Here is a 12,759-nt window from a genome sequence, read left to right as displayed (position 1 = left end):
CGCAGACGTCGCACCCTTCGCGCCCTGTTCAAGTGCCGGTAAGATGAATCCGGCCAGGGCCAGAATCATGAATGGCAAGTTAGCATGTTATGGCGAGATGCGTCCCCGCCATGATCCACCAAGGGAGATGATGATGCGCGCGATTGCCGGCCTTTTCCTGATTCTTGCCGTTCCTGCGGCTGCCCAGCCGTCGGCCGCCCGGCCCGGCCAGCTTGTGCTGGTGGTCGATGCCCATGTGACGCGGCCGCCGGATCTGATGCGGCTGTCGGCCGGCGTGGTGACAATGGCCGCCAGCGCGGTCGAGGCGCTGGCGGCCAATGCGGCGCGGATGACCGCGGTGATCGCCGCCGTGAAGGCCGCGGGCATTGCCGATCGCGATGTACAGACCAGCGGCCTCAATGTGTCGGCCCAATATCGCTATGTCGCCGAACAGGCACCGCAACTGACCGGATACCAGGCCCGCAACATGGTGACCGTGACCAGCCGCACGCTGGCGGATGCCGGCCGGATGGTCGATGCCGTGGTCAAGGCGGGCGCCAATGACGTGCAGGGCCCGGAATTCCTGCTTTCGGCGCCGGATGCCGCGCTGGATGAAGCGCGCACCGCCGCAGTGGCCAAGGGCCGGGCACGCGCCGCGCTCTATGCGCGCGCTGCCGGCCGCTCGCTGGGCCGCATCATCAGCATCAGCGAAGTGGCGGGCGAGGCGCCGCAGCCCGAGCGCAAGATGCTGCGGATGGACCTGCGCGAGGCCGCCGCCGATTCGCCGATTCTGGCCGGCGAATTGCAACTGTCCGTACAATTGACGATGCTGTTCGAACTGGAACCATGAAGGGGATGGCAGATGGGCTATGATCGCGGGCTGCACGAGATCGGGGATGGCCTGTTCGCCTGGCTGCAACCCGATGGCGGCTGGGGCTGGTCCAATGCCGGGCTGATCACCGCCGGCACGCCGGGCGATGGCGGTGCCGCCCTGGTCGACACGCTGTTCGATACCGCGCTTACCGCCGAAATGCTGGCGGGCATGGAGCGCGCCACCGGTTTTGGCGCGCAGCGCATCGGCAAGGTGGTCAACACCCACGCCAATGGCGATCATACCCATGGCAATCATTTGCTGCCCCAGGCCGAGATCATCGCGTCGGAAGCCTCCGCCCGCGAGATGGAGGCGTTCTCGCCGGCGCTGCTCGCCCAGATGAAGGCGGCCGGTGCGGGCGGGCATATGGGCGTGGCCGGCACCTATTTTGCCGAGATTTTCGCGCCGTTCGATTTTGCCGGCGTGATCGAACGCCCGCCGACGCGGACCTTCTGTGGCCATGAGACGCTGGATGTGGCCGGGCGCGCGGTCGAACTGATCGAGGTCGGCCCGGCGCACACGGCAGGGGACGTGCTGGTGCATGTGCCGGGCGCGCATGCCGTATTCACCGGCGACATCCTGTTCATCGAAGGCACGCCGATCATGTGGGCCGGGCCGGTATCGAACTGGATCGCGGCGTGTGATCGCATCATCGCCATGGATGTCGATGTGATCGTGCCGGGCCACGGACCGCTCACCGACAAGTCCGGCGTGCGCGAGGTGGCGGATTATCTGGGGTATATCCACCGTGAAGCCCGCGCCCGCTATGACGCCGGCCTGACCGCCGCCGATGCCGCCCGCGACATCGGCCTGGGCCGTTACGCCAGTTGGAAAGACGCCGAACGCATCGCGGTGAACGTCGACACGCTGTACCGCGAATATTCCGGTGATCAGACGCCGCCCGATGTGGTGCGCCTGTTCGGGTTGATGGGGCAGCTTTATTACGATCGGCGCGGCCATGGCTGATAAGCGGGATCCGGTGGACGGGCTGTTGGCGTTGCTGGCCGAAGATTCGCCACAGTCTCCAACGGCAATCTATCTAGACACACTGATGATAAGCATTGCCGATGATCCCGCACTTGCACGAAAGCTAATGACAGCGGTTGCAGCCGGTCCTGCCGGCCGCAACAGCAGTGAGTTGGCCGACACGGTTCGCGATCTTCTGGGGCGGCTTGCTATACGAATTGATCGTGCTGCGGATCAGGGCGAAGCGACCGTCGATTCCATCGATAAATACTCGGTGCCGCTGGCCGCGATCGTGGTGACAGCCGGCTTTGGCGGGGTGCTGCTTGGTACGTTTGTAGCGGCGCCGATCGTTTTGGCTGCGGGCTTGGTCGGTTTCGCGTCGGGAGCGGCCGGTCGATATTGGGTGAAACAGGCAGCCATTCGTGATAGGAGCAACGCTAAGCTTGTGAAGCATCCGCAAGGTATGTTGAAATGACGAGTGAAATTTGGTTTGGCGTGCTGGGAACAGCAGCAGGCGTTTTATCCGCAGCAATATCCTATCTTGCTAGCCGCTCAGCCAAGAGGAGCCGGGCAGCCTGCCATGAGGATTTCGGCGTTGAAGCGCGCCAGATTATCGCCGAATATCATAAGACTATTACCGGAAAGCGCGTTCCATCCAAGGCAAGCGTTGCACGCCGAAGCTCTGCGCAAGTTTGATCGCTGCCGGCTCCAGCCTCAGGCCGCCGTCACCCCGCCATCGATCACGAAATTCTGCCCCGTGGTGAAAGCGCCGGCCTTGCCGGCCAGGAACACGGCCATGCCGGCGATTTCATCGGGCGTGCCGATGCGCTTCAGCGGCGCGGTGGCGGTGGAGCGCTTCAGGGTTTCGGCGTCATCCCACAATGCCTTGGCAAAATCGGTCTTGATCAGGCCGGGCGCGATGCAGTTCACCCGCACATTGTCTGGCCCATATTCGCAGGCCAGGTTGCGGGCGAGCTGCATGTCGGCGGCCTTCGATATGCAATAGGCACCGATAATCGTGCTGCCGCGCAGGCCGCCGATCGAGGACACGATGGTGATGCTGCCATCCTTGCGGGCGCGCATGGCCGGGGCGACCATCGAAATCAGCCAGTGATTCGAAACGATGTTGTTCTGCAGGATCTTGGTGAAGGCTTCATCGCTGATGCCGGCCTGCGGGCCATAATAGGGATTGGACGCGGCGTTGCAGACCAGATGATCGATCTGGCCCCATTTCGCCACGGTGGCATCGACCAGCGCCTGCAAACTCTCCTTGCTGGCGATGTTGGCCGGCACGCTGATTGCCGCTTCACGGCCCACGGCCGCGTTGATCTCGTCGCGCGCGGCCTCGCAGGCGTCGGCCTTGCGGCTGGAGATCACCACATTGGCGCCGTGCTCGGCCATGCGGTGGGCGATGGCCTTGCCGATGCCGCGGCTGGAGCCGGTGATGAGGGCAGTCTGCCCGGTCAGATCGAAAAGCGCCGGAAGGGCCATGGCATGTCTCCCCAGTTGGATGTCGGGCACAGTTTAGACAGGCCGCCCGCCGATTGTCACGCCGCACAGATGACAGGTTCATTGCAGCCTGCCATCAGACGGTCATGCCCGAATCCGCACCCGAATCGATCCTGACCAAACTGACGTCCGGCGGCGTGCGCGCCACCATGTTGTCCTGTCTGTTTTTCACCGGCTTTGGCTGCCTGATCCCGTTCCTGCCGCTCTGGCTGGAAAAGGCGCAGGGGTTTTCCGGCTCGCAGATCGGGCTGGTGCTGGCCATTGGCGGCTTTTCGCGGATCATTGCCGGGCCGTTGACGGCCGCCTGGGCCGATGGGCGCAAGGATCGGCGGGCGCCGCTGTTCCTGTTTGCCTCCATCCTGACGCTGGGCTTCGGCTCGTTGTGGTTCGTCACCGGCTTTGCCGCCATTTTCAGCATCATCCTGCTGATGGACGTGGCGTTCTGGGGCTTGTTGCCGGTGGTGGAGGCCGCCTTGTTGCGCCTGACCAAATATGGGTGGCCGCGCTATGGCCTGGCGCGCGGGCTGGCATCGGCGGCGTTTGTCGTCGGCTCCTCGGCGGTGGGCGCGCTCATCGGCGGGTTCGGGCCGTGGGCGGTGTGGGCCTGGTTGCTGGGCGTGTCCATCTTGCTGATCGGGGCGGCGGCGTGGATGCCGGCCGAACCGGTGGCTGGCGACACCGAAGCACCGTTCCTGCAGCGCCTGTCGGCCGGCGTCGGCTTGTTGAAGGATCCCAAGTTCACGCTGCTGATTTTCGCCGCCGGCCTGATCCAGGCGACGCACAGCTATTTCTATGTCGCCGGCACCCTCATCTGGACCAACGATCAGCAGATTTCCCCGACCCTGGCCGGCAATCTCTGGTCGATCGGTGTGGTCGCCGAAGTCGGCTTCCTGATCTTCATGGCCCGCTGGACGGAGCGGTTTGCGCCGGAAACCCTGATCCTGATTGGCGGGATTTCGGCGGTGGTGCGCTGGTCGGCGCTGGCCATGCTGCCGCCGGTGTGGGCACTTTATGGCCTGCAACTGATGCATGCCGGCACCTTTGCCGCCACCTTCCTGGGCGCCATGCGCATGATCCAGGGCATGCACGGCGACGAACGCACGCCCACCGCACAGATGATCTACATGGCACTGGCATCGGCGCCGGCGCAGGCGTTGACCACCCTGTTGTCGGGCGAGCTGTATGAACGGCTCAAGGTCGATGGCCATGCGGCCTGGGGCTATTTTTCCATGACGGGCGTGGCCCTCATCGGGCTGGCGCTGGCCGTGCTGCTCTGGCTGCGCCGCGACCCCGTCGGCATGACGCAAGCCGCTGCGGCCTGAGCCTCAACTCCGCTGCTCCAGCTCCGGCTGGCTGGCGAACTGGGGCAGGGGAATGGCGGCGGCCGCCGCGCGCAGGGCGTTGCTCCAGCGATTGTTGAGCTCGCTGTAATAGGCGTCGTCCGCCTCGATGCGGTGGATCAGCTCAAGATCGGATACGCCGGTGCGGATGGTGGCGATATCGATGGGCAGGCCCACCGCCAGATTCGACCGCATGGTGGCGCTGAACGAAATCAGCGCGATCTTCATGGCTTCCGCCATCGGCGTCTCGTGGGTCAGCATGCGATCGAGCACCGGCTTGCCATATTTGTTCTCGCCGATCTGCAGGAAGGGCGTGTCCTGCTGACATTCGATGAAATTGCCAGCGCCATAGATCAGGAACAGCCGCGGCCGGCGGCCACCGATCGACCCGGCCAGCAGCAAGGTGGCGCCGGTATAGACATCGGCATCCTTCACCACCCGGTCAATTTCGCTCTTGGCCTCCGAAAGCGCCTGGCCCACCAGTTGCGCGGCGCGGAACACGGTCGGCACGTCGGCAAGGAATTCCTTGTCGCCGGTGTCGGGCATGGTCACGCCCAGCGCCACACGTGACAGCGCGCTCTGCGTGACCGACAGCGACCCGGCCGACGCGCACATGATCACCCGATCCGGGCCGTGTTCCATCACCCGCAGTTTGCGATAGGTGGAGATATTGTCCACGCCCGCATTGGTGCGGGTGTCGGCGAGCAGGGCCAAGCCTTCGCGCACCAAAATTCCGACGCAATAGGTCATGATTGCCCCCAGATGCTGTTATCGGCCGGGAGATTGCGCTTCCGGCACGCTGCCGGCAAGCCTGTTCAGGCCTGCGTCTGCTGCTGTTCCTGACGCTGGTCCCGGCTGGTATCGGCATCACCCAGTTCGCTCAGGCCTGGATGATCGACGCTGGCCTGGGTTGTCACCGCCACGGCCATGGTTTCGGCACCGCCGCCGCGCCGCGCACCGCGCACCGGCGCTGCCTCGCGGTAATCCAGGCCCACCGCCACCCGCAGATAGGCCTGGGTGGCGCACATGCCATTGGTGGGATCGAATGCCACCCAGCCCAGATCGGGGATCAGCACTTCGACCCAGGCGTGGGCGGCCGGCTGGGTGATCAGGCCATCATGGCGCACCAGATGCCCGGAGACATAGCGCGCCGGGATGCCGAGCGTGCGCGTGACGCTGAGGAAGATATGGGCGTAATCCTGGCAGACACCGGCCCGGATCGCAAACGCATGCGCGGCATCGCTGTGCGCATGGGTGACATCGGGATCGAACACCATCTGGTCATAGAGCGCCGACGTCAGGCGGTGGCAGGTGGCCAGCGCGTCGCCGGTATCGAGCTGGCGCGCGAAGGCCTTCAGCGCGTCGTCCGGCTGGGTAAGATCGGTCTGGCGCAGGAAGATCAGCGCCGGCAACGGTTCGTGACTGCCGGTGATCACGCCATGGCTTTCCAGCGTATCGACCTCGCCCGCGACATGCAGGGCCAGCCGTTTCACCGGGCCGTCGGGGTAGAACATGTGGGTGATATTGCCATAGGCGTCTTCATTGCGCCGCAGATGGCCGTTCACATCGGTATCGATGCGCCAATGCACGACATGCTGGCCATCATGCGCCGCGGGCTGCACGCGCAGCAGTTGCAGTACATCGCTGGCCTCGCGGGCATATTCATAAATGGTGGAATAATCGACCCGGATGCGCATGGCTGGCCTTCACTCAGAACAGATATTGTTCGGCAATGGCTTCGCCCAGCCGATTGTTGTCGGCGATGAACTGGGTGAGGAATTCGTGCAGGCCCTCGCCAAAGATTGCGTCGATATTGCCGCCCGAAAGCCGCGCATGGCCGGCATGGGCCAGCCGGTGCGCCGGCCCGCGCCGGCCGCTGTTGCTGGCCAGCAGATCGAGGTGGCGGCGGATTTCATCATAACAGGCCGCCAGGCTGCGCGGGATCTGGCGATTGAGGATCAGCAGATCGGCGACGAGCCATGGCTTCACACTGTCGTTGTACACCCAGCGATAGGCGGTCATGGCGGACACCGTGCGCAGGATGGTGGTCCACTGGAAATAATCCAGGCTGCCACCCACCGGCTCGTCGCGCGGCAACAGCAGGTGATATTTCACATCAAGCAGCCGCGCGCTGTTGTCCGCCCGTTCGATCGCGGCGCCCAGATTGATGAACCAGAAGGCATCGCCGCGCAGCATGGTGCGATTGGCCGCGCCATCGAAGGCGCCAACCGCATGCTTCACATATTCGATCAGTTGCGCCAGCGTCTCGCGGCTCGACAAGTGGGTGCCATAGCGGCTGATCTCCAGCCAGGCGGTGTTGATCGCTTCCCAGGCTTCCTCGGTCAGCGCGGTGCGCACCGCCCGCGCGTTGCCGCGCGCGCTTTCCAGGCACGACCGGATCGAGGAACTGTTGCCGGCATTCAGCGTCAGATATTCGGTAACATCATGTTCATCGACCTTCAGGCCGGTGGCAGCGAAATTGTCGATCTGGCAGGCCGCCGCCAGCGCCGAATCCCAGGCGTTGGAGGCGCCGCCATAGCTGGAGGGCAGGGCGGCCAGCCGCTGCGTCGCCTCGATCAGCCGCGAGGTGAAATCGGCGCGCTCCAGATAGCGGCCCATCCAGTAGAGATTGCCTGCGGTGCGGCTCAGCATGGCAAGCCCTCAACCATCGACCACCCACGTGTCCTTGGTGCCGCCGCCCTGCGATGAGTTCACCACCAGTGACCCGGCGGTCATCGCTACCCGCGTCAGCCCGCCCGGCACGATGCGCACGCCATCGGCGCCCGTCAGCACGAAGGGCCGCAGATCGACATGGCGCGCGCCGATGCCGCCATCGGTGGCGGTGGGGCAGGTGGACAGCGCCAGCGTCGGCTGGGCGATGAATTTTTCCGGGTTGGCGCGCAGCTTGGCGGCAAAGGCTGCGATGGTGGCCTTGGGCGCGTGCGGGCCGACCAGCATGCCATAGCCGCCGGAGCCATCGACTTCCTTCACCACAAGCTCCGGCAGGTGATCGAGCACATACATCAACGATTCCGCCTCCCGGCAGCGCCAGGTCGGCACGTTGGGCAGGATCGGTTCTTCGCCCATGTAAAATCGCACGATGTCGGGCATGTAGCTGTAGATCGCCTTGTCATCGGCGATGCCGGTGCCCACGGCGTTGGCCAGCGTGACATTCCCGGCGCCATAGGCCGCCATCAGGCCGGGCACGCCCAGCATCGAATCGGGATTGAACACCAAAGGATCGATGAAGGCATCATCCACCCGTCGATAGATCACATCCACCCGCTGCGGCCCTTCGGTGGTGCGCATGAACACCACATCGTCGTGCACGAACAGATCGCTGCCTTCGACCAGTTCGATGCCCAATTTGTCAGCCAGGAAACTATGTTCATAAAAGGCACTGTTGAACTGGCCGGGGGTGAGCAGCACGCAGGTGGGATGGCTGCCACGCTGCTTGCGTGGGGAGACGCTGGCCAGGGTTTGCAGCAGCATTTCCGGATAGGTTTCCACCGGTGCCACCTTCACCTGATCGAACAGGTCGGGCACCAGCTTCAGCATCACCTCGCGGTTTTCCAGCATGTACGACACGCCAGACGGGGTGCGGGCGTTGTCCTCCAGCACATAGAATTCGTCCGGGCCGGTGCGCACCAGATCGATGCCGGCAATATGCACCCAGATGCCGCCCGGCGGCGTGCGGCCGACCATGTGCAGGCAATAGGCCGGGTTGAGCAGCACCAGTTCCGACGGGATGATGCCGGCCTTCAAGATCTCTTGCCGGCCGTAGATGTCGGCCAGGAACAGGTTCAGCGCCGCAACGCGCTGTTTCAGGCCGCGTTCCAGCCGATCCCATTCCGGGCGGATCAGGATGCGCGGCACGATATCGAACGGGATCAGCCGCTCGGTGGCCTGCGCATCGCCATAGACGGCAAAGGTGATGCCGATGCGGCGGAAAAACAATTCGGCCTGGGCCCGGCGCGCGGCCATCAGTTCCGGCGGGGAATCGGCCATCCATTGTCGGATGGCGCGATAGGCTGCGGTAACGCCATCGGGCGACTGGCTGCTATAGCCTTCGCCCGATCCGAACATCTCGTCAAAAGCCGGCAGTGCCTGCATTGCGCCTCCCGCTTGCGTGTTTGGCGTTTGTGCGGTGCAGGGCAGGCCAAGGCAAGGATATTATTGCGTATGGCCGATCAGATCAGGCCCGCAGCGCGCATCGATACATGGCCGCCGGCACCGATGATGACGTGATCGTGCACCGTCAGCCCCAGGTGACGGCCGGCTTCGATGATGGCGCGGGTCATCTGGATATCGTCGCGGCTGGGTTGCGGATCGCCCGATGGATGATTGTGCACCAGGATGATCGAGGCCGCGCCCAGATCGAGCGCACGCTTGACGATTTCGCGGGGGAACACCGGCGCGGCGTTCACCGTGCCGTCGTTCATCACCTCATCACGGATCATGATGTTGCGATTGTTCAGGAAGATCACCCTGAATTGCTCGGTGGTGCGCTGCGCCAGGCTGGCATGCAGATAATCAAGCAGCGCCTGCCAGCCCGACAGCACCGGCCGATCGAGCGCCTTGGTGCGCAGCGCCCGCAGCATCACCGCCTCGACGAACTTGATGGCGGCGGCGGTGCCATCCCCCAGGCCCTCGACGCGCTTCAACTCCTCCGGGCTGGCGGCAATCAGCGCCGCCAGGCTGCCGAACTCGTCGATCAGCCGCTTGGCCAGCGGCTTGGTATCCTGCCGCGGGATCGCCAGCGCCAGCAGATATTCGAGCAGTTCGTAATCATGAAAGCCATCGCCGCCGCCCGCCAGCAGCCGCGCACGCAGCCGCTCGCGGTGGCCGGCAGGAGAGGCGGTGTCGTCGCGCATGCCGCCTTATCCGGGCTTGCCTGCCGCAAGGGCAAGCCCCGCCAGCGCGCCGAATACCACGCCGCCCGGCCCGGTGATGAACAGCCCCAGCATCGGGCCCTGATTGGCATCGGGCGCAAACAGCATCGGCCCGAAAAATCCGCCGACAAAGCCGATGGCGCCGCACCAGCCCGCGCCAAGCACCGCGCCGCGCATCAGCGGCGATCGGCTGCCGCTGCCCAACCAGACGACCGCCGCCACCAGCAACGCAATGGCACTGCTGGCCATATCCTGCGTGCCGGCGGGCAGGAAGGCGCCGGGCACCCAGCGGCTGCCGATGAAGGCCGCCACCGCGGCCACCAGCGTGAGGGCAAAACGCGCAAGCAGATACATGCACCGAAAGATAGCGGCAGTTGCGCGCCAGGCCAATGCTTGCCGCCACCCGCCAACAATGCCAGTCTTTCGCCAGCGCAAGGGAGATCGGCCATGCACAAGGTTGACCGCATATTCGGCGAAAAATTCCTCACCGCCGTCGATGATTTCTATGCCTATGGCGTGCACCTGCTGTTCAACGAATGGTGGGAGACGGCGCCGCAGGACGCCATCGACAAATATGTGGCGGCGATCACCGAGCATCCCGAACACGGCCCCTTGGCCGCTGCGGGCTGGATGGCGCCGCCGTTCAGCCTGGCGATGGTGGCGGACTGCGCACCGGGCACGCTGGGCGCGGCCTGGCGCGACCATATGGTGAGCAATGGCCTCGCCGAACAACTCGCCGTGGGCTACGCCGGGCTGACCGCCGATTTCGAAGCCAGCGGCAAGCTGGCGCGCCTTCCGCAAGTGCTGAAATACAAGGTGCTGCGCGGTTACCAGACCCATGATCTGCACCATGTTCTCACCGGCTACACCACCCACCCCTTCCACGAACTGGCGCTGCAGGCGTTCCAGTTGGCGCAGATGGACTATCCCTATTCGGCGATGACGCTGTCGGTCATCATCGGCCACGCGACGCTGGTCGATCCCTGGCTGATCCAGCCGGCGATGGACGCCATCACCGATGGCTGGGCGCTGGGCCGGCGGGCCAGATCCATCCAGTTCATCGATTTCGAAAACCAGATCCACCGGCCCTTGGCGGACGTGCGCGCCGAACATGGCCTGGTGCGCGAAACGCCGTTCGTGCCGATCATGCCGCGCGTGTCGCAACTGGTGGCAGAGGAACTGGTGGTGCAGGAAAAGATGCGCGAGGGCGTTGCGGCTTGATCTGTTGAAGGCAACTCCTCCGGATTGCCGGTTCGGTTTTGACAGGTTTGACGATTCCGGCGGGAATCCGCTTTGAAATGCGGCGGTTTTGCGATTCTCTGCTGAGTTGCCGGATATTCCCATGATGACAGGCTTTGCCAATGTAGGACAGGCGCCGCGCAGGCTTTGGAGATTGCGCAATGCCGATATCCTCATTGACCGAGGCCGAAGATGCCGAGGCTGTTGCCGAAACCCGGGCTCTGGCGCGACCCGGCACAAGCGCGGCGGCGCGGGGCTCGCCGGTGTGGGATCAAGTATCGTGTCCCCGGATTTCTGTGTGTCGCTTTGCTTGGCAATATATGGATGCCCAATGAGGTGAAGTGATGAAGGTGGCTGTCATAACCCCGTACCACGGCGAGCCCATCGGGACGCTCAAGCGCTGCATGAGCAGTGTTGAGAACCAGAGCCACAAGGTCACTCACATCCTCGTCAGCGACGGCTCCTCAATCAATCTCTACCGGGAGGTGGAGAAGGCGCTGATCGATGCGAGCAACACCTCGCAGCACATTCGCCTGCCGCATGCGCATGCCGACTATGGGGACACGCCGCGGCTGATCGGCACCACTTCGGCCTATAGCCAGGGATTCGATGCCGTCTGCTGGTTGGACGCGGATTGTTGGTTCGAACCCCTGCACATATCGACGCTCCTGGATCTTGCGAACCGCGAGGCCGCCTCGGTGGTGACCGCAACGCGGACGCTTTGGCGTCCCGATGGTGGCAGTCTCGGCGTCTGTTTCGAGTCCGATGGCGCGAATTTCTGCGACACCAATTGCTTTCTGGTCATGCGCGATGCCCTTCCAACTGTCGCGCCGGCATGGGGGTTCAAGAATCAAACGCAGTCTGTTGTGGGAGATCGCAGGGTTTGGCAGGAAGCAAAGCGGTTTCGACGCGCACATCTTGGGACGCCGACGGTCAATTATGAGACCAAGATCGCGTCACATTATTTGGAGCGCAATGAAATCCCCCCGCCCGATGCAAGGATCATCATCCGGCTATCTGGTGAGTTCAAAGCCCGTTCCATGCTTTACAGCGACTGGAAAAGGCTCAGGTCGTGAACGCATGCATATTGGAGGCCACCAGAGCCAGGCCGATCGGGCGCGACGGACTGGGCTGAGTTGGGTGTGGGTGAGCCGCATCGAAAGCAGCGGTGGCACGGGCTCTGGCGCGATCCAGCACAAGCTTGCGGCAGCGCTGGGCTCGCCGGTGTGGGCGTTGAAGGGTGGGGATTCAGCATGACGGCCCCCGAATATGTGTCCCGGAATGTCCGGGATCGATCATCGATCCGGCCATGACGGTTCGACGTTCCGATATTGGCCGGTGACGCCGGGCCGGGAAGGCCGCATAGTCAGCCACGGGCATGGGTCCGTTCGGGAGACAAACGATGGCCAAGGGTCAGGCAAAATCCAACAAGGAAACCCGCAAGCCCAAGAAGGACGCCCCCAAGAAGGTGAGCCAGGCCAACCCTTCGACCAAGTGAATTTGCACTTCATGGCCGATTGAGGCGCCCCTGCTCCCTCCCTGCAAGGGAGGGCGACTCGGCGCCAGCCGAGCAGCCTGCCCCGGACTTGATCCGGGGGGGTGGGTGACCCTGCCCTTGGCCACATTTTTCACCCACCCCGGGCAACGCCTGCGGCTCGTCTCTCGCCCTCGCTTGAAGGGAGGGAGCTTTTCAGCGGCAACTTGACAGAATTCGACTCTAGCGCAGGCTGGCAATGCCCAACTTGTCTGCCTTCGCCCGCGCCTTCACCGATTCCTCGCTGCGGGTCAGCGCCTTGGCAATGGCGCGCAGCGGCATGCCCTTCTTCGCCAGCGCGTGCAGCTTGGCCACCTCATCGCTGGTCCACGCCTGCTTGTGCCGCTCGAACGTCTCGCCCACCGCGCGCACTCCCTTGCCTGAATCGTCATTGCGCCGAGAATGTCGGACAGACCCATGATGACAGGC

15 protein-coding genes are annotated in these 12,759 nt (G+C 64.1%); 7 read left to right on the top strand and 8 right to left on the bottom strand.

What is annotated here, in order from left to right:
- The first annotated feature begins 133 nt into the window (after window positions 1–133).
- The 4 genes from ABWP22_RS10545 to ABWP22_RS10530 are packed head-to-tail and all read left to right on the top strand — an operon-like array spanning window position 134 to window position 2,512.
- Window positions 134–829, top strand: a complete 696-nt coding sequence (locus ABWP22_RS10545; RefSeq protein WP_353199929.1) for an SIMPL domain-containing protein — start codon at window positions 134–136, stop codon at window positions 827–829.
- A gap of 12 nt (window positions 830–841) precedes the next feature.
- Window positions 842–1,816, top strand: a complete 975-nt coding sequence (locus ABWP22_RS10540) for an MBL fold metallo-hydrolase (protein ID WP_353199928.1) — start codon at window positions 842–844, stop codon at window positions 1,814–1,816.
- Window positions 1,809–2,291, top strand: coding sequence for a hypothetical protein (locus ABWP22_RS10535; protein ID WP_353199927.1), 483 nt, complete (start codon window positions 1,809–1,811; stop codon window positions 2,289–2,291). Before ABWP22_RS10540 ends, ABWP22_RS10535 begins: the two co-directional genes overlap by 8 nt.
- Window positions 2,288–2,512, top strand: coding sequence for a hypothetical protein (locus tag ABWP22_RS10530; protein WP_353199926.1), 225 nt, complete (start codon window positions 2,288–2,290; stop codon window positions 2,510–2,512). Before ABWP22_RS10535 ends, ABWP22_RS10530 begins: the two co-directional genes overlap by 4 nt.
- 18 nt (window positions 2,513–2,530) lie before the next feature.
- Here ABWP22_RS10530 and ABWP22_RS10525 read toward each other — a convergent pair whose 3' ends face one another.
- Window positions 2,531–3,307 carry an SDR family NAD(P)-dependent oxidoreductase gene (locus ABWP22_RS10525; protein ID WP_353199925.1) on the bottom strand — a complete coding sequence of 259 codons (777 nt, stop codon included), beginning with the start codon at window positions 3,305–3,307 and terminating at the stop codon, window positions 2,531–2,533.
- A gap of 104 nt (window positions 3,308–3,411) precedes the next feature.
- On the opposite strand from ABWP22_RS10525, the gene ABWP22_RS10520 reads away from it, so the two are divergent.
- A complete protein-coding gene (locus ABWP22_RS10520; RefSeq protein ID WP_353199924.1) occupies window positions 3,412–4,647 on the top strand; it encodes an MFS transporter in 1,236 nt (411 codons plus the stop codon).
- Between the two features lie 3 nt (window positions 4,648–4,650).
- Here ABWP22_RS10520 and ABWP22_RS10515 read toward each other — a convergent pair whose 3' ends face one another.
- From ABWP22_RS10515 to ABWP22_RS10490, 6 genes are all read right to left on the bottom strand, one after another.
- On the bottom strand, window positions 4,651–5,391 hold the full coding sequence (locus ABWP22_RS10515; RefSeq protein ID WP_353199923.1) for a proteasome-type protease: 741 nt from the start codon (window positions 5,389–5,391) through the stop codon (window positions 4,651–4,653).
- An 89-nt stretch (window positions 5,392–5,480) separates the two neighbouring features.
- Window positions 5,481–6,362, bottom strand: a complete 882-nt coding sequence (locus tag ABWP22_RS10510) for a transglutaminase family protein (protein WP_353199922.1) — start codon at window positions 6,360–6,362, stop codon at window positions 5,481–5,483.
- A 13-nt stretch (window positions 6,363–6,375) separates the two neighbouring features.
- Window positions 6,376–7,317: an alpha-E domain-containing protein gene (locus tag ABWP22_RS10505; RefSeq protein WP_353199921.1), complete on the bottom strand. Its 942-nt coding sequence runs from the start codon at window positions 7,315–7,317 to the stop codon at window positions 6,376–6,378.
- A gap of 9 nt (window positions 7,318–7,326) precedes the next feature.
- Window positions 7,327–8,778, bottom strand: a complete 1,452-nt coding sequence (locus ABWP22_RS10500; protein WP_353199920.1) for a circularly permuted type 2 ATP-grasp protein — start codon at window positions 8,776–8,778, stop codon at window positions 7,327–7,329.
- Between the two features lie 77 nt (window positions 8,779–8,855).
- Entirely contained in the window at window positions 8,856–9,539 is a 684-nt protein-coding gene (gene radC / locus ABWP22_RS10495) for a RadC family protein (RefSeq protein WP_353199919.1), read from the bottom strand.
- Window positions 9,540–9,545: 6 nt separating this feature from the next.
- Window positions 9,546–9,911 (bottom strand): hypothetical protein, encoded by a 366-nt coding sequence (locus tag ABWP22_RS10490; RefSeq protein WP_353199918.1) that lies wholly within the window; start codon window positions 9,909–9,911, stop codon window positions 9,546–9,548.
- Window positions 9,912–10,004: 93 nt separating this feature from the next.
- Here ABWP22_RS10490 and ABWP22_RS10485 point away from each other — a divergent pair, with 93 nt between their 5' ends.
- On the top strand, window positions 10,005–10,778 hold the full coding sequence (locus ABWP22_RS10485; protein WP_353199917.1) for a Coq4 family protein: 774 nt from the start codon (window positions 10,005–10,007) through the stop codon (window positions 10,776–10,778).
- A 362-nt stretch (window positions 10,779–11,140) separates the two neighbouring features.
- Window positions 11,141–11,872: a glycosyltransferase gene (locus tag ABWP22_RS10480; protein ID WP_353199916.1), complete on the top strand. Its 732-nt coding sequence runs from the start codon at window positions 11,141–11,143 to the stop codon at window positions 11,870–11,872.
- Window positions 11,873–12,513: 641 nt separating this feature from the next.
- Here ABWP22_RS10480 and ABWP22_RS10475 read toward each other — a convergent pair.
- On the bottom strand, window positions 12,514–12,693 hold the full coding sequence (locus ABWP22_RS10475; protein WP_353199915.1) for a hypothetical protein: 180 nt from the start codon (window positions 12,691–12,693) through the stop codon (window positions 12,514–12,516).
- Between the last annotated feature and the right edge of the window lie 66 nt (window positions 12,694–12,759).

Origin of the sequence: Sandarakinorhabdus sp. (assembly GCF_040398665.1) — a bacterium.
GTDB lineage: Bacteria > Pseudomonadota > Alphaproteobacteria > Sphingomonadales > Sphingomonadaceae > Sandarakinorhabdus.
Note: the sequence above shows the minus strand (reverse complement) of the source record. Positions and strands in the feature narration are given on the sequence as shown.